The following is a 15549-nucleotide window of genomic DNA, read 5'->3' on the forward strand; positions in this document are numbered from 1 at the left end:
CGACCTAGACTGAGCTCTCACGCATCCTGCGCCTCGCGCAGCATCTCGAGAGCCAGCCAACGATCTTCCGCAGCCGCAAGTCCGGCCTCCGCCTCGGCCAGCATCGCGGACGCTTTCTCGAAACGCCCGGGATCGCGCGCGTAGAGAGACGGATCCGTGAGGATCTCGCGGAGCTGCGCGATCGCCGTCTCGAGCTTCGCGATCCGCGCCGGCAGGGTCTTCAACTCATGCTGCTCCTTGAACCCGAGCTTGGTCCGGGCCGTCGCGGCCGAGGTTGGGTTTACCGCCGGGTTCTTCTCGCGCGGTTCGGGCCTGGCCGAGCCGGGCGCCGATCGCGCCTGCACGCCCTGGCCGCGCTGCGTGACCATGTCGGTGTACCCGCCAGCGTACTCGACCCAGCGTCCCTCTCCCTCGCTGACCAGCACGCTGCCGACGACGCGGTCGAGGAAGTCGCGGTCGTGGCTGACGAGGATCAGGGTACCGGAATATTCTCCTAGCATCTCCTGAAGCAGGTCAAGCGTCTCGAGATCGAGATCGTTCGTCGGTTCGTCGAGGACGAGGAGGTTGGCGGGCTGGGCCAAAGCGCGCGCGATGAGGAGGCGATTGCGCTCTCCGCCCGAGAGGACGCTCACGGGCGTGCGTGCCTGCTCGGGGGCGAACAGGAAGTCCTTGAGGTATCCGATGACGTGGCGGGACTGGTTACCCACCGTCACGGTGTCGCCGCGCCCGCCGGTGAGAACCTCCGTCACGGTCTGGCTCGGCTCGAGGACGGCGCGCGCTTGATCGAGCAGCATCATCTTCAGATTGGTGCCGAGTTGCACGCTGCCTTCATCCGGCTCCAGCTTGCCCGTCAGGAGGTTGACGAGGGTCGTCTTGCCGGTGCCGTTCGCACCGACGATGCCGAGACGGTCTCCTCGCATGATCCGCAGCGAAACGCCATCGACGATGCGGCGCTCCCCGTAGGACTTGGAGACACCGCGCGCCTCCACCACGAGGGCGCCGGAGGATTCGGCCTCGGTCGATGTCATGCTGACCGTGCCGACCGGGCGGCGATCCTCACGCCGCTCCTTGCGCAGGTTGTGCAGATTGCCGAGACGCCGGACATTGCGCTTCCGGCGCGCGGTCACGCCATAGCGCAGCCAATCTTCCTCGGCCGCAATCTTTCGGTCGAGCTTGTGCCGGTCGCGCTCTTCCTCCTCGAAGAACGCGTCGCGCCAAGCCTCGAAGGTCGAGAAGCCCTGCTCGATCCGGCGGGTGACACCACGGTCGAGCCAGACCGTGGTGCGGGAGAGTGCCGAGAGGAAACGGCGATCGTGACTGATCAGCACGAGTGCCGCGCGCGTCCCCTTCAGTTCGCTCTCGAGCCACTCGATCGCGGGCAGATCGAGATGGTTGGTCGGCTCGTCGAGGAGCAGGATATCGGGTTCGGGTGCGAGGGCCTGTGCCAAGGCGGCGCGGCGCCCCTCGCCGCCGGAGAGACGAGCCGGGTCCTCGGAGCCCGTGAGACCGAGGCTCTCCAGGAGATAACGGGCGCGGTGGTGATCGTCGCCCGGTGCCAAACCGGCCTCGACGAAGCCGAGCGTCGTCTCGAAGCCGGAGAAATCGGGCTCCTGGGCAAGATACCGGATCGTCGTACCGGGCTGGAGGAAGCGGACGCCGCGGTCGGGCTCGACCAGACTGGCGGCAATGCGCATGAGGGTGGACTTGCCCGAGCCATTGCGGCCGACCAGGGAGGTCCGCTCACCGGGTGAGATCGCGAGGTCGGCGTGCTCGATCAGCGGCGTACCGCCGAAGGTGAGCGCGACGCCTTGAAGGGTGAGAAGCGGGGGTGCGGCCATGGGCGGGCTTATGACAGCGCCCGTGCCCGCAAACAAATCCCCGCTTCAGGCCAAACGCGCCAGTCAGCAAGCTCGGCTTCAGGCTGTTGGGTTGGCGGGGCCGGTGGGCGAAGGATCCGGCGTGATCTGCGGCGAGGTCCCCGGATCGTTGATCGGTATCTCGGCAGGGCGCCCGCCAGGTGCTTCCGTCGGGGTCTCACCGGGTATTTCGGGGCCTGGGCTCGGCTGCGGCACCTGGGGCGGCTCGTAGGGCGTGTCGGGAACCGGAGCTTCCGGGATCGGGCCTGGGTTCGACATGGCGGTTGCTCCTCCGGGTGACGGCTTTGTGTGTCGTCGGCAACGACCCCGTCGTGGGCCGGTTCCGCCGCTGCCTACTTCTTGGTGAGGAGGAGATTGCCTTCCTTGCCCAGGGATTTGCGGATCTTCTCCGCGAAGAGCGCGAGGAGGAGCGGGAGGCGAACCTCGACGCGCACACTCTCAGGCCCGACGTCGATCTGACCATCCACGCTCTGCGTCAGCGCCGCGAGGGCAAAGTCGAGGCGATCCCCGGTCCAGGCGAGGTTGCCGATGGTGACGCCGCTCTTGGCCAACAGGGCTCGCCCCTGCTCGACGCCGGTCTCGATCCGGCGCCGCGCCTCGTCGCGACCGAGTTCGTGCGGAATTTCGACGATCAGGGGCTTAGCCATTCGAGAAGAACCATCCTTCGTGCTGCGCGCCTCCAGATGGTGCCGGCCGGCGGCTCAGGCAACGCCAGCCGGCGGGATGCTCAATCGATGACGTGCAGCGAGACGTAGCTCGTGCCGCCCATGCCGAGCGCGCGCGCCGAGCCGCGGGACAGGTCGATGATGCGGCCGCGGACGAAGGGCCCGCGATCGTTGATGCGCACCACCACCGAGCGGCCGGTCTGCTTGTTCTCGACGCGGACCCGCGTGCCGAACGGCAGGCTGCGATGAGCGGCCGTCATTCCGTTCGGATTGAAGCGCTCACCATTCGCGGTCCGGTGCCCGCTGCCATACCAGGAGGCGGCTCCGTTTTGTGCCTTGGCCGGAATTTGGGCGGCGAGGGAGACGACAAGACCCAGGATGACAGCTGCGGACCCACGAACAGGCGTCATGTGCATTCGCATTCCCTTCGTTGTTGGCGATGGCCGCGGAAAATGAAGCCGATGACGGCCAAAATGAGACCGGCTCTTCGCGACCCGAAACGCGACGCCTCAGGCTAATTCCCGTCGCCGGCCACGCATGGTTTCGGCGAAGTATCGCGATAGATTTGAATTCATGCGCTCCTCTTGGGAGGCGATCCTCGATACATCGCACGACTTCATCCCGAAGTGATCGGAGCGCCGCGCGGAAGCTGTCCGGCGCGGGGCCAGATCTGCGCTCAGCGAAGCCCTGCCTCCCGCTCAGCGATGGAACAAATCATATGACGCCCGCGCGGAACGCCCCGGACGCGGGCCCGCCAGGCGCGTGGATTTGTTCCGCCTCGCGGCCCCATCGCGGCCCGGCCGCGCCGCAGCCCCCGCGGGCAGGCTTGAGAATCCGACCGACCCCTGATGTCGGAAGCAGTCGCGCGGGGCGTCAAGCGTTGAAACCCGGGACGATCCGGTTCAGGCCCAGCAACGCGCCGGCCACTCGGCAAAAACTGCAGCCCCAAATCGAGACGCATTGCGTCGAACTCCGCAACCCGACCTTTACCCTAACGGCCCCATGGTCCCCTGGTCAGTCGCGTAACCGGTGTTTGCCATGGCCTCCCCGCGTACCGTGGTCGCCGGCGCCGCCGCCCGGAAACAAGTCTCGCGTCCCGGGCGGCTCGCGTCGGCGCCACGGATGGGTCTCGTACCCGCCGTCCAGCGTCTTCCCCTCGATGAGATCCTGATCGGCGACTGCATCGCCGCGATGGACGGCCTGCCGGCGGCCAGCGTCGATTGCGTCTTCGCCGACCCGCCCTACAACCTCCAGCTCGGCGAGGGCGCGCTGCTGCGCCCCGACCAGAGCCGCGTCGACGCCGTCGACGACGACTGGGACAAGTTCTCCAGCCTCGCGCAGTACGACAGCTTCACCCGGGCCTGGCTCACGGCCTGCCGCCGGGTGATGAAGCCGAACGCCTCCCTGTGGGTGATCGGGTCCTACCACAACATCTTCCGGGTCGGCAGCGCGCTGCAGGATCTTGGCTTCTGGATCCTCAACGACATCGTCTGGCGCAAGGCCAACCCGATGCCGAACTTCCGCGGCAAGCGCTTCACCAACGCGCACGAGACCCTGATCTGGGCCTCCCGCGACCCGAGCGCGAAGTACACCTTCCACTACGAGGCCCTGAAGGGCGGCAACGAGGACCTGCAGATGCGGTCCGACTGGTTCATCCCCCTCTGCACCGGGGACGAGCGCCTGAAGGACGCCGCCGGCCACAAGGTCCACCCGACCCAGAAGCCGGAGGCGCTCCTCGCCCGCACACTGCTCTCGGCCACCAATCCCGGCGACGTGGTGCTCGACCCGTTCTTCGGCACCGGCACCACCGGGGCCGTGGCCAAGCGCCTCGGCCGGCGCTTCATCGGCATCGAGCGGGAGAGCGTCTACGCGGCGGCGGCCCGCCGGCGGATCGACGCGGTCGAGCCCCTGTCGCAGGCGACCCTCGCCCTGGCGCCGGCCAAGCGGGCCGAGCCGCGGGTGCCCTTCCTCAGCGTGATCGAGGCCGGGCATGTCCGGGCCGGCGAGACGCTCAGCGACGCCCGCGGCCGCTTCAAGGCGGTGGTGCGGCCGGACGGCACCGTCATGGTCGGCCCGGTCAGCGGCTCGATCCACAAGATCGGCGCCCTGGTCCAGGGCCTGCCCGCCTGCAACGGCTGGGATTTCTGGCACGCGGAGCGAAACGGCCAGCGCGTCGTCATCGACACCTTCCGGGCCAAGATGCGCACCCAGATGGGCTCCGCCGCCTGACCGGCACCTGGGCGGGCCTCAGCGGATTTTTCGCGCGGGATCTCCTCCACGACAGCCGACCGGCGAGGGGTGCGACCTCTCCGGAGAGCGCGCACCCCTCACCCCAACCCTCTCCCGCACGGGAGAGGGAGCGCGTCGCGCCACCCACGCCATCACAGGACCACGACTCACTCCGGACGGCGGCCCGCCCCACCTCTCCCGTCCGGGAGAGGTCGCGTCGGCGCCAGCCGACCGGGTGAGGGGTGCGACCTCTCCGGAGAGCGCGCACCCCTCACCCCAACCCTCTCCCGCACGGGAGAGGGGGCGCGTCGCGCCACCCGCGTCATCACAGGACCACGACTCACTCCGGACGGCGGCCCGCCCCACCTCTCCCGTTCGGGAGAGGTCGAATCCGCGTGAGCGGAACGGTGAGGGCTGCGACGCATCCGGACAACGCGCATCCCTCGCCCCGGCCCGCTCCCGCACGAGACAGGGGGGGCGTCGTGCCGCCCGCGCCGGGTCCGATGCCGGATCCGGCGGAGCCCGGGCGCGATCGCGGATGCGGCCGCCGCTTCGATCGAGCGGAGACCCGATCAGCGCTTCGCCGCGCGGGGCCGGCCCCGCGCGGGCTTCGCGCGGGGCGCCGGCCGGGCGGGCGCCTCCGCCTCCATCGGCGCATCCTCGAAATCCGGGTCCGCGCCCGCGGGCCGGGCGGACGGGCGGGGCCCGGGCTTGGGCACCGAGCGGATGCTGGGCGCCGGCACGGGGGCGGGCACGGACGCCTCCGCGGCGGCGAGGAGGGGCGCGGGCGCGGGCTCGCGCCGGAGCTTGACCGCCCGCGCCGGCGCCGGCTCGGCCGGCGGGTCGAAGGCGTGGGCCAGGACCTTCTTCATCACCCCGGGCAGCGGTTCGTCCGCGAGGTCGCGCCGGGGCGTGAAGCGCATGCCCTCCGGGGGGCGCGTCGCCAGGGCGACCCGGGCCAGGAACACCGTGAGCTCCAGGGGGAAATGCGTGAAGCCGTGCCGCACGAGGCCGGGCAGGCGCTTCCAGCGGGCGTCGAGGGGCGCGTCGAGGAGCGCCCGGGCCGGGTCGTAATCGGGCTCCCACGCGCTCATCGGCGGCTCGGCCATGGCCCCGAGCAGGCCCGTCGCCGGGCGGGTGCGCAGCAGGACCGCCTCGTCGCCGCTGCGCACCACCACGAAGGCGGCGCCTCGGCGCAAGCTCCCCTTCACGGCCTTCAGCTTGCGGGGGAAGCTCTCCTGCAGCCCGAGCGCCCGCGCCCGGCAGGGGGAGAGCCAGGGGCAGAGGGCGCAGGCCGGGCGCTTGGGCGTGCAGATCGTGGCGCCGAGATCCATCACCGCCTGGGCGAAGTCGCCGGGCCGCGCCGCCGGCACGAGGGCCTGGGTCAGGCGCCGGATCTCGGGGCGGGCGGCGGGGAGCGGGGTCTCGATCGCGAACAGCCGGGTCACCACCCGCTCGACATTGCCGTCGACCGCCGCCTCCTGCCGGTCGAAGGCGATGGCCGCGATGGCGCCCGCCGTGTAGGCGCCGATGCCCGGCAGCTTGCGCAAGCCGTCCGCGGTGTCGGGGAAGCGCCCCGCCGCCGCGACGGCCCGGGCGCAGGCGTGGAGGTTGCGCGCCCGCGAGTAGTAGCCGAGCCCCGCCCAGGCCGCCATCACGGCCTCCTCGGGGGCCTCCGCCAGGGCCTCCACGTCGGGGAAGCGTTCGAGGAAGCGGTGGAAATAGGGCTTCACCGCCGCGATCGTGGTCTGCTGCAGCATCACCTCGGAGAGCCAGACCCGGTACGGGTCGGGCCGCTCCCCCGCCGGGGCGCGCCAGGGCAGCACCCGGCGGTGCCGGTCGTACCAGCACAGGAGGTCGGCGGCCCGAGGCCCCGGAATCGTCGCATCGGGCGCTGACATGCGGTCCCGTGCATAGCCGGGCGGGCGGCCCGATCAAAGCGCTCCCGTCGCGGCCCGGCTTGGCGTATCATCGCGCCCCGGCGGTCCCGAGGCCGATCAGACCCAGGCCGATCACACCAAGGCCGATCACACCGAGGCCGATCACACCGAGGCCCAGAAACCCCATGGCGCGCGTCAAACCGCTGGCCGAGCTCCTCGAAGCCTGCATCGGCCCGGCCTTCGCCGCGCAGGGCTTCGCCTCGACCGACATCCTGGCGGCGTGGCCCGACATCGTCGGCCCGCGCCTCGCCCGCCACTGCCAGCCCTCGAAGCTCGAATGGCCGCGCCGCCGCCGCCGGGACGAGGACGGGCGCCCGGACTCCGGCACCCTGGTGGTCCGGGTCGAGGGCGTGTTCGCCCTCGAGCTGCAGCACCTCGCCCCCGTGGTGATCGAGCGCATCAACGCCCATTACGGCTGGGCCTGCATCGGCAAAATCGTGATGCAGCAGGGCCGGATCGACCGCGGCGGCCGGCGCGCGCCGGCCGCCGCCATCGACCCGGTCCGGCGGGGCGAGGTCGCCCTCGCGGTCTCCGCCATCGGCGACGAGGCCCTGCGCGACGCCCTCGACCGGCTCGGCACGGCGGTCGTCGCCGCGGGGCCGAAGCGCTGAGACACGGCGCGGCGCCGTGCCGCCCGGGGCCCCGCTCCCCCTCGGCGCGACCGGTGTCGGCGCCCGATCGGCGAGGCTCGGGGATGACGGGCGTCTTGCCGGGACGCGTCTTGCCGGGACGCGTCTTGCCGGGACGCGTCTTGCCACGATCTGCCCGAGATTCTACCGCAGCCCTATATCCACGGATCAACTGCCACCGGAGCCCGTCACGATCATGATCACCCGGCGCGACGCCATCAAAGCGACCGGCCTTGCGCTCGGCGCGGCCATCATCCTGCCGAAGCTCTCGCTCCCGGCCTTCGCGCAGAGCGAGAACGTGGCCGCGCTGCTGCAGCCCGGCCCCCTCGGCGACGTCTGGCTCGGCCCGAAGGACGCCAAGGTCACGATCATCGAGTACGCCTCGATGACCTGCTCGCACTGCGCGGCCTTCCACCGCCAGACCTGGCCCGAGTTGAAGGCGCGCTACATCGATACCGGCAAGGTGCGCTTCACCCTGCGCGAGTTCCCCCTCGACCCCCTGGCCACCGCCGCCTTCATGCTGGCGCGCTGCGACGGGGACGCGAAGTACTACCCGATCACGGACCTGCTCTTCGACCAGCAGGCCGCCTGGGCCTTCGTGCAGAAGCCCCAATCCCCCGTCGACGCCCTGGAGCAGATGCTGCGCCAGGCCGGCTACTCGAAGGACAAGTTCGAGGCCTGCCTCAAGGACCAGAAGATCTACAACGCCGTGAACGCCGTGAAGCAGCGGGGGCTCGACACCTTCAAGGTCGATTCCACCCCGACCTTCTTCATCAACGGCGAGCGCTACAAGGGCGAGATCTCGATCGAGGGCATGGAGAAGGTGATCAAGCCGATCCTCGGCGCCTGACCCTTCCGGCCGGTCCGCCGGCCCCTCCGGGGCGCCCGGCCGGCCGCACCATCGGCGCAGCGCGGCCCGCGGGACACCCGGCGGGATCCCCCGCGGGCCGCGCGGCGCGGCGGTTTCGGCAAGGTTCGGCGAAGACTGCAATAAGTCTGAGATCTCAAAGACTTAAATCGCCCTGAGCTCGCCTTGACACCCAAGGTGGGCGAAACTATGGTGCGCCGCGCTTGAAGGGGCGTTCCAGCCGGTTCCTCTCGCTCTCGCCAATGTGAGTTATCGCCGTGAGCGGCAACGACGCAAAGGACGAGGGCGACACGGGACGGGGAGCGGCACCGGACAGCGATCTCTCCGCGAGGCTCAAACGTCTCGAGACGCAGATTGAACGGAAGCGGCCCTCGGCCTCTCCCGGTCCTTCGTCGCGCTCCGGGTCGTCCGATGGGCCATCCCCGCTCGGGCGCGCGATGCAACTCTCCACGGAGTTCATCGCGGGCGTGATCGCAGGGGGCATCCTCGGCTGGATCTTCGATCGTTTCCTCGGGACGAAACCCTGGGGGATGATCGTATTCCTGATGCTGGGCTTCGTGACGGGCGTCTACAACGTGATGCGCGCCTCTGGCTTCAGCGGACCGCGCTCCGGGCCGGACGACCGCAAGGGATCGTGAGCGACGAAGGGCTTCACGGGTGGCCGCCGCGGGATGATCCCCGGGGGCGCCCGGAGACAGGCAAGGGACGGAAGCGGGCATGGCGGTCAATGTAGACCCGATCCACCAGTTCGAGCTGAAGCCGCTCGTGTCCCTCGGGCACATCGGCAGCCAGGAGATCGCCTTCACGCAATCGGCGCTGTACATGTTCGCCGCCGTCGGGGTGATCGCGCTGATCACCATCGTGGCCACCGCGAGCCGCTCGGTGGTGCCGGGGCGGATGCAGTCCCTCGCCGAGATCTTCTACGAGTTCATCGCCGACACGCTGCACCAGGCGACCGGCGACGGCGGCCGCAAGTTCATGCCGCTGGTGTTCTCCCTGTTCATGTTCGTGCTGATCCTGAACCTGTTCGGGATGATCCCCTACGCTTTCGCGGTGACGAGCCACCTGATCATCACCTTCGGGCTCGCCGCCCTCGTGATCGGCGTCGTCATCGGCTACGGGGTGATGACGCACGGCACCCACTTCTTCGGCCTGTTCGTGCCGTCGGGCGTGCCCAAGCCCCTGCTGGCGATCCTCGTGCCGATCGAGATCATCTCCTTCGTGTCGCGGCCGATCAGCCTCTCGGTCCGTCTCTTCGCCAACGTGCTGGCGGGCCACATCGCGATGAAGATCTTCGCGTTCTTCGTCGCCGCCCTGCTTTCCGCAGGGGCCTGGAGCGTGCTATCGCCCCTCCCGCTTGCCCTCACGATCGCGCTGACGGCCCTCGAGTTCCTCGTGGCGGCCCTGCAGGCCTACGTCTTCGCGACGTTGACCGCGATCTACCTGAACGACGCCCTTCACCCCGGCCACTGACGGTCGGCTCCTCCCGCCGAAAACGAACTCTCGTTCTTCAAAACCTATCAGGAGTTACTCATGGATCCCGTCGCTGCGAAGTACATCGGCGCCGGCCTCGCCTGCCTCGGCATGGCTGGTGCGGGTATCGGTCTCGGCAACCTCTTCGGTCAGTTCCTCGCCGGCGCCCTTCGCAACCCCTCCGCGGCCGACGGCCAGCGCGCGACGCTGCTCCTGGGCTTCGCCCTGACGGAAGCGCTCGGCATCTTCTCGCTGCTGATCGCGCTGCTCCTGCTCTTCGCCGTCTGAGACGTCGGACCAGCAGCCTCCGCGGCCCCGCCGCGGGGGCCGGCCAGCCGAGGGAGAGCGCTCCGAACACGCGGAGCGCTCGTTTTTTCCAAGATCACGTGTTGCAAGATCACGGACGAGGCCATGGCGCAGCCAAACCCCCTCACGCATCCCTCGCCCAGCTCCGACACGCAATTGGGCGCTCACACCGAGCATCCCGCGCCGCACGGCGCCGCCTTTCCGCCCTTCGAGACGCACACCTTCCTGTCGCAGCTGATCTGGCTCGCGCTCGCCTTCGGCCTGCTCTACTACCTGATGGACAAGGTCGCGCTGCCGCGCATCCAGGCCATCCTGCACGAGCGCTCGAACCGCCTGTCGTCGGACCTCGACGAGGCGCAGCGCATGAAGGCCGAGGCCGACGCCGCGGGCGCGGCCTACGAGAAGTCGCTGAGCGACGCGCAGGCCAAGGCCCGCGACATCGCCCAGGGCACCCGCAACACCCTCGCGGCCGAGGCCGAGACCCGGCGCAAGACCCTCGAGGCCGAGCTGAACCAGAAGCTCGCCGCCGCCGAGGCCACCATCCGGACGCGCACCACCGAGGCGATGGGCAATGTCCGCGGCATCGCGGGCGAGACCGCCTCCGCCATCGTCGAGCGCCTGACCGGACAGGCCCCGGACCAGGCCGTCCTCGACCGGGCCCTCGACCGCGCCGTCACCGCGCACTGATACGGGAGCGACGCACATGTTGCTGACAGCTGAGTTCTGGGTCGCGGTCGCCTTCGTGGTCTTCATGGCGATCGTCTGGAAGGTCGGCGGCTTCGGCCTGATGACCAAGGGCCTCGACGGCCGCGCCAAGCGCGTCCGGGCCGAGCTCGACGAGGCGCGCCGCCTGCGCGAGGAGGCCGCCGCCGTGCTGGCCGATTACAAGCGCCGCCGCACCGAGGCCGAGCGCGAGGCCGAGGGGATCGTGGCCGGCGCCCGCGAGGAGGCCGAGCGGGCCGCCGAGGAGGGCCATGCCCGCCTGAACGACTTCATCGCCCGCCGGACCAGGGCGGCCGAGACCAAGATCGCCCAGGCCGAGGCGCAGGCCACCGCCCAGGTCCGCGCCGCCGCCGCCGACGCGGCGGTCCGGGTCTCCGAGACCATCCTGCGCGAGCGGATGCAGGGCGAGGCCGCCCAGGACCTCGTCCGGCTCAGCCTCGGCGAGGTCCGGAACCGCCTGCGGGCCTGACCCCCGGGGCCGGAACCGACGAAAGCCGCCTCCGGGCGGCTTTTTTCTTTCGGGCCGGTTCGAGGCCGACCCGCCCTCCCCCGCAGCGAGGCCGATCCCGTGGCGATCATCGCGATCTCGAACCTGTCGAAGGTCTACGCATCGGGTCTCGTCGCCCTCAAAGACGTGACCCTCACGATCGAGCGCGGCGAGATCTTCGCGCTGCTCGGCCCGAACGGCGCCGGCAAGTCGACGCTGATCAACATCGTCTGCGGCATCGTCACGCCGAGCGCCGGCACGGTGACGGCGGACGGGCACGACATCCTGGGCGATTACCGGGCCGCCCGGCGCCGGATCGGCCTCGTGCCGCAGGAGCTGACGACCGACGCCTTCGAGACGGTCTGGAACACGGTGAGCTTCACCCGCGGCCTGTTCGGCCTGCGCAAGGACCCCGCCCATATCGAGCGGGTGCTGCGCGACCTGTCCCTCTGGGAGAAGCGCGACAGCCGCATCATGGCGCTGTCGGGGGGCATGAAGCGGCGGGTGCTGATCGCCAAGGCGCTGAGCCACGAGCCCCAGATCCTGTTCCTCGACGAGCCGACCGCGGGCGTCGACGTGGCTTTGCGCCAGGACATGTGGCGCCTCGTGCGCCGCCTGCGCGACCAGGGCGTCACCGTCATCCTGACGACCCACTACATCGAGGAGGCCGAGGAGATGGCCGACCGGATCGGGGTGATCCGGCGCGGGCAGATCATCCTGGTCGAGGGCAAAGCCGAGCTGATGCGCAAGCTCGGGCGCAAGCAGCTCTCCCTGCAGCTCCAGGCGCCCCTCGCCGAGGTCCCGCCGGCGCTCGCCGAGCACGGCCTCGAACTCGCGGGCGACGGGCACGAGCTGATCTACACCTACGACACCAAGGGCGAGCGCACCGGGATCACCGGGCTGCTGACCGCGCTCTCCACGGCGGGCATCCGGTTCAGCGACCTGCGGACCAGCCAGAGCTCGCTCGAAGACATCTTCGTCGACCTCGTCAAGGAGCGCGCATGAACTGGCAGGCGGTCGGCGCCATCTACGGCTTCGAGATGGCGCGATTCTGGCGCACGGCGATGCAGAGCATCCTGGCGCCGGTCATCTCGACCTCGCTCTACTTCGTGGTCTTCGGCGCGGCCATCGGCTCGCGGGTGACCGCGGTCGACGGCGTGCCCTACGGCCTGTTCATCGTGCCGGGGCTGATCATGCTCTCGCTCCTGACGCAGAGCATCGCCAACGCCTCCTTCGGCATCTACTTCCCGCGCTTCGCCGGCACGATCTACGAGATCCTGTCCGCCCCGATCTCGCCCCTCGAGGTGGTGCTCGGCTATGTCGGGGCGGCGGCCTCGAAATCGATCCTGATCGGGCTGATCATCCTGGCCACCGCGGCGCTGTTCGTGCCCCTGCGCATCGAGCATCCCGTCTGGATGCTGGCCTTCCTGCTCCTCACCGCCGTCACCTTCAGCCTGTTCGGCTTCGTCATCGGCCTGTGGGCGGACGGCTTCGAGAAGCTGCAGCTTGTGCCGCTCCTCATCGTCACGCCCCTGACCTTCCTGGGCGGCAGCTTCTACGCCATCGACATGCTGCCGCCCTTCTGGCGGGCCCTGAGCCTGTTCAACCCGGTGGTCTACCTGATCAGCGGCTTCCGCTGGAGCTTCTTCGGCAAGGCCGATGTCAGCCTCGGCATCAGCCTCGGCATGACCTGCCTGTTCCTGACGGTCTGCCTCGGCCTCGTGACCTGGATCTTCCGCACCGGCTACCGGCTGAAGAGCTGAGGCGGCGGCGTCAGGGCCGGGCGGCGAGGAAGGCCAGCACCCCGTCGCGGTGGACCTTGGCGCCGACCGCGGTGCTGTGGTCGCGGTCCGGGATCTCGAGGGCGCGGGCATTCGGCATCAGCGCGGCGAGGCCGGTGGCCGAGCCCGCCACCGTGTCGAGGGTGCCGACCGAGACCAGGGCCGGCTGCTCGATCTGGGCGATTTCGGCCCGGGACAGGGTCTGGCGCGAGCCGCGCATGCAGGCCGCCAGCGCCCGCAGGTCGCTGCGGGTCTGCTCCGCGAAGGTGCGGAAGGCCTGCGCGGTGGGGTTCGGGGCCGGGGCGCCGGCCGGCGCCTCGAGCGCCTCCGCGATGCCGGCGGGCAGGCCGCGCCCCTCGACGAGATGCATGCCGAGGCCCCCGAGCAGGGCCGAGCGGACGCGGTTCGGGTGGTCGAGGGCGAGATGCGCGGTGATGCGCGCCCCCATCGAGTAGCCCATCACGTCCGCCCGCGCGATGCCGAGATGGTCGAGGAGGCGCACGGCGTCGCCCGCCATCGCGTCGGAGCCGTAGAGGGCGGGGTCGTAGAGCTTCTGGCTCTCTCCGTGCCCGCGATTGTCGAGGGCGACCACGCGGTAGCCGGCCTGGGTCAGGATCCTGACCCAGAGCGTGTTGACCCAGTTCACCGCGTGGTTCGAGGCGAAGCCGTGGATCAGCAGGATCGGATCCCCCGGGCCCGCATTGGCCGGCACGTCGATGAAGGCGATGGTCACGCCGTCGGAATCGAAGGTCTGCATCGGTCGGTCTCGGCCTCGTCTCTCGCGGGTGGCTGTCCGCTTAGAGCAGCCGGGGCCGGGCAGGCAATGCCGGAACGGCTTGCGGCGAAACAGCGGGGCTGGCATCACGCCTGCCGATGAATGACATCCACCCCTACGGAACCTTCGCCCCCGCGGGTCTCGTCGCGCGCATCGCGGAGCGGACCGCACGCATCCCGGCGGGCACCTGGAGCGGGCGCCGCCTCGCCCTGTTCCTGCGCCGGATCGCGATCTCGCTCCTGCGCGGAAAGCCCCTCGACGTCGAGCGCTACGGCGCCCGGATGCGCCTGCATCCCTACAACAACAACTGCGAGAAGAAGGTGCTCTTCACGCCGCAATTCTTCGATCCAGAGGAGCGCGCGATCCTGAAGGCGCGCCTTCCGGCCGATTGCGTCTTCCTCGACATCGGCTCGAATATCGGGGCCTACACGCTCTTCGTCGCGGCCTTCGCGGGGGCCCGCGCCCGCATCCTGGCGGTCGAGCCGCAGCCCGACGTGTTCGACCGGCTGACCTACAACATCGCCCAGAACCCGTTCGGGACCGTGAAGGCGATCGCCTGCGCGGTCGCCGACAAGGCGGGCGAGCTGACCCTGTTCATCGATCCGCGCAACCGGGGCGAATCCAGCCTGAGGATCGTGGGCACCAACGAGGGGGCGCAGATCAAGGTGCCGGCCGTGACGCTGCTCGGCCTCGTCCAGGCCGAGGGCATCACCCGGATCGACGCGGTCAAGCTCGATGTCGAGGGGGCGGAGGACCTCATCCTGGAGCCCTTCCTGCGCGAGGCCCCCGAATCCCTGCTGCCGAAACTTCTCCTCCTCGAGAACGGGACGGACCAGTGGCAGCTCGACCTGCCGCGCCTGCTCGGCACCCACGGCTACCGGGAGATCGCGCGCTCGCGCCTCAACCTCGTGTTCGAGCGCGCCGCGCCCGCGGCCTGACGGTCAGGGCGGGGTCGTGATCGGGATCGGGTCCGCCAGCGCGACGCCCTCCGGACCGACCTGGGCGCGATACGCGTAAGCCTCGACCCCCGCCGCCCGCGCGGCCCGGAAGGCGCGGTCGAAGGCCGGGTCGAGGTCGCGGGCGACGTCGAAGGCCTCGGCCCGCATCTGCACCGCGACGATCACGACGGCCCGCCCGCCCCCTGCGACGATCCCGGCGAGCTCCGCCATGTGGCGCGCGCTGCGCGCGGCGACGCAATCGGGGAATTCCGCGAGGCCTGCGCGCCGCATCAGGTGGCAGTTCTTGACCTCGACATGGCAGGGCGGGAGCCCGTCGCCGCTCGCCACGAAATCGACCCGGCTCGCCGCGCCGTAGCGGACCTCCGGCTTCAGCCGGGTGTAGCCGCCGAGCGGCGCGAGCCCCCCGGCCCGGAAGGCCTCGGCCACGAGGGCGTTGGGGCGCAGGGTGTTGACGCCGACCCATTGCGGGCCGCCCGGCAGGTCCGCCTCGACGAGTTCCCACGAGAAGCGCAGCTTGCGCGCCGGGTTGCCGGCCTCGGAGAGCAGGACCCGGCTGCCGGGCGCCTTGAGGCCGAGCATGGCGCCGGGATTGGCGCAGTGGGCCGTGACGATGCGGCCGTCCGGGAGGGCCACGTCGGCGAGGAAGCGCTTGTAGCGCTGGACGAGCCGCCCCTCGATCAGGGGCGCGGGAAAGCGCATCGGACGAGCCGTCGACTGGGAGGGAGACGCGGGCCCTCCCTACCCGGCGATCCGCGGCCTGAACAGGCTTCGGCCCGGACGGATATGGCCGCCGCCCGCCGGCGCACTATCTGCCGCTGAGCGTGCCGGTGAGCGCAC

The 15549-nt window shown here is 70.5% G+C and carries 18 protein-coding genes; 11 read left to right on the top strand and 7 right to left on the bottom strand.

The annotated features are described in order from the left end of the window. Positions 1 to 17: 17 nt before the first annotated feature. The 4 genes from F6X51_RS04570 to F6X51_RS04585 form a co-directional block, all read right to left on the bottom strand. Entirely contained in the window at positions 18 to 1838 is a 1821-nt protein-coding gene (locus tag F6X51_RS04570; RefSeq protein ID WP_150962037.1) for an ABC-F family ATP-binding cassette domain-containing protein, read from the bottom strand. Positions 1839 to 1916: 78 nt separating this feature from the next. Then, the gene (locus tag F6X51_RS28470; RefSeq protein ID WP_150962038.1) at positions 1917 to 2135 is read right to left on the bottom strand and encodes a hypothetical protein; all 219 of its coding nucleotides are present in this window, start codon (positions 2133 to 2135) and stop codon (positions 1917 to 1919) included. 74 nt (positions 2136 to 2209) lie between these two features. Beyond that, the gene (locus tag F6X51_RS04580; protein ID WP_150962039.1) at positions 2210 to 2524 is read right to left on the bottom strand and encodes a polyhydroxyalkanoic acid system family protein; all 315 of its coding nucleotides are present in this window, start codon (positions 2522 to 2524) and stop codon (positions 2210 to 2212) included. Between the two features lie 80 nt (positions 2525 to 2604). Next, the gene (locus F6X51_RS04585) at positions 2605 to 2952 is read right to left on the bottom strand and encodes a septal ring lytic transglycosylase RlpA family protein (protein WP_150962040.1); all 348 of its coding nucleotides are present in this window, start codon (positions 2950 to 2952) and stop codon (positions 2605 to 2607) included. A gap of 628 nt (positions 2953 to 3580) precedes the next feature. Between F6X51_RS04585 and F6X51_RS04590 the strand changes: the two genes are divergently transcribed. Next, entirely contained in the window at positions 3581 to 4771 is a 1191-nt protein-coding gene (locus F6X51_RS04590; protein ID WP_150962041.1) for a site-specific DNA-methyltransferase, read from the top strand. 572 nt (positions 4772 to 5343) lie between these two features. Here F6X51_RS04590 and mutY read toward each other — a convergent pair. Continuing rightward, positions 5344 to 6651, bottom strand: coding sequence for an A/G-specific adenine glycosylase (mutY, locus tag F6X51_RS04595; protein ID WP_407658444.1), 1308 nt, complete (start codon positions 6649 to 6651; stop codon positions 5344 to 5346). 185 nt (positions 6652 to 6836) lie between these two features. Here mutY and F6X51_RS04600 point away from each other — a divergent pair, with 185 nt between their 5' ends. The 9 genes from F6X51_RS04600 (at position 6837) to F6X51_RS04640 (ending at position 12960) form a co-directional block, all read left to right on the top strand. Next, complete coding sequence (locus F6X51_RS04600; protein WP_150962043.1) at positions 6837 to 7322, top strand: DUF721 domain-containing protein; 486 nt, start codon at positions 6837 to 6839, stop codon at positions 7320 to 7322. A gap of 214 nt (positions 7323 to 7536) precedes the next feature. Beyond that, entirely contained in the window at positions 7537 to 8190 is a 654-nt protein-coding gene (locus F6X51_RS04605) for a DsbA family protein (RefSeq protein WP_150962044.1), read from the top strand. A gap of 275 nt (positions 8191 to 8465) precedes the next feature. Continuing rightward, positions 8466 to 8846, top strand: a complete 381-nt coding sequence (locus tag F6X51_RS04610; RefSeq protein WP_150962045.1) for an AtpZ/AtpI family protein — start codon at positions 8466 to 8468, stop codon at positions 8844 to 8846. A gap of 79 nt (positions 8847 to 8925) precedes the next feature. After that, the gene (locus F6X51_RS04615; protein ID WP_150962046.1) at positions 8926 to 9681 is read left to right on the top strand and encodes a F0F1 ATP synthase subunit A; all 756 of its coding nucleotides are present in this window, start codon (positions 8926 to 8928) and stop codon (positions 9679 to 9681) included. Positions 9682 to 9741: 60 nt separating this feature from the next. Further along, positions 9742 to 9969 carry a F0F1 ATP synthase subunit C gene (locus F6X51_RS04620; protein WP_007566773.1) on the top strand — a complete coding sequence of 76 codons (228 nt, stop codon included), beginning with the start codon at positions 9742 to 9744 and terminating at the stop codon, positions 9967 to 9969. Positions 9970 to 10092: 123 nt separating this feature from the next. Continuing rightward, on the top strand, positions 10093 to 10674 hold the full coding sequence (locus F6X51_RS04625) for a F0F1 ATP synthase subunit B family protein (protein ID WP_150962047.1): 582 nt from the start codon (positions 10093 to 10095) through the stop codon (positions 10672 to 10674). A 19-nt stretch (positions 10675 to 10693) separates the two neighbouring features. Continuing rightward, positions 10694 to 11179, top strand: a complete 486-nt coding sequence (locus F6X51_RS04630) for a F0F1 ATP synthase subunit B family protein (protein ID WP_191970023.1) — start codon at positions 10694 to 10696, stop codon at positions 11177 to 11179. A 99-nt stretch (positions 11180 to 11278) separates the two neighbouring features. Further along, positions 11279 to 12202 (top strand): ABC transporter ATP-binding protein, encoded by a 924-nt coding sequence (locus F6X51_RS04635; protein ID WP_150962049.1) that lies wholly within the window; start codon positions 11279 to 11281, stop codon positions 12200 to 12202. After that, on the top strand, positions 12199 to 12960 hold the full coding sequence (locus tag F6X51_RS04640) for an ABC transporter permease (protein ID WP_150962050.1): 762 nt from the start codon (positions 12199 to 12201) through the stop codon (positions 12958 to 12960). The genes F6X51_RS04635 and F6X51_RS04640 overlap by 4 nt, the downstream gene beginning before the upstream one ends. A 10-nt stretch (positions 12961 to 12970) precedes the next feature. Here F6X51_RS04640 and F6X51_RS04645 read toward each other — a convergent pair whose 3' ends face one another. Beyond that, positions 12971 to 13735 (bottom strand): alpha/beta fold hydrolase, encoded by a 765-nt coding sequence (locus F6X51_RS04645; protein ID WP_150962051.1) that lies wholly within the window; start codon positions 13733 to 13735, stop codon positions 12971 to 12973. Between the two features lie 116 nt (positions 13736 to 13851). Here F6X51_RS04645 and F6X51_RS04650 point away from each other — a divergent pair, with 116 nt between their 5' ends. Beyond that, on the top strand, positions 13852 to 14691 hold the full coding sequence (locus F6X51_RS04650) for an FkbM family methyltransferase (protein WP_150962052.1): 840 nt from the start codon (positions 13852 to 13854) through the stop codon (positions 14689 to 14691). Between the two features lie 3 nt (positions 14692 to 14694). Here the strand turns inward: F6X51_RS04650 and sfsA are convergent, their stop codons facing one another. Continuing rightward, complete coding sequence (gene sfsA, locus F6X51_RS04655) at positions 14695 to 15411, bottom strand: DNA/RNA nuclease SfsA (protein WP_150962053.1); 717 nt, start codon at positions 15409 to 15411, stop codon at positions 14695 to 14697. Positions 15412 to 15549: the final 138 nt, after the last annotated feature.

Source organism: Methylobacterium planeticum (assembly GCF_008806345.1).
Classification (GTDB): domain Bacteria; phylum Pseudomonadota; class Alphaproteobacteria; order Rhizobiales; family Beijerinckiaceae; genus Methylobacterium; species Methylobacterium planeticum.